2 tRNA genes are annotated in these 396 nt (G+C 47.5%); both read right to left on the bottom strand.

Annotation, left to right across the window (positions count from 1 at the left end):
• Positions 1 to 76 (bottom strand) — tRNA-Asn (locus tag GN208_RS17940).
• A 243-nt stretch (positions 77 to 319) separates the two neighbouring features.
• Positions 320 to 395: transfer RNA gene (locus GN208_RS17945), tRNA-Asn, on the bottom strand.
• Position 396: the final 1 nt, after the last annotated feature.

Here is a 396-nt window from a genome sequence, read left to right on the forward strand (position 1 = left end):
TGGCTCCTCCAGCTGGACTTGAACCAGCGACATACGGATTAACAGTCCGCCGTTCTACCGACTGAACTATGGAGGAAGCGTGTTCTCTGTGAGAACGGGGTGCATAGTAATGTGGTCAGAACGGATTGTCAAAGCGAAAATCAGAGATTGTGATCTGTTTGCCGTACTTATGAGCATTCCGGCGGAATAATCATCAAAATCACGGGGTTAACAGGTATAAATCCGGATTTTCACCCTCAGGGAATTCATCAGAAGCCGTGCGGAAAAAGAAGAACAGCAGAAATGAAAAAAGCCTGCTCAGTGAGCAGGCTTTTAAATTTGGCTCCTCCAGCTGGACTTGAACCAGCGACATACGGATTAACAGTCCGCCGTTCTACCGACTGAACTATGGAGGAA

Source organism: Morganella sp. HSTU-ASny43 (genome assembly GCF_022819185.1).
Classification (GTDB): domain Bacteria; phylum Pseudomonadota; class Gammaproteobacteria; order Enterobacterales; family Enterobacteriaceae; genus Morganella; species Morganella morganii.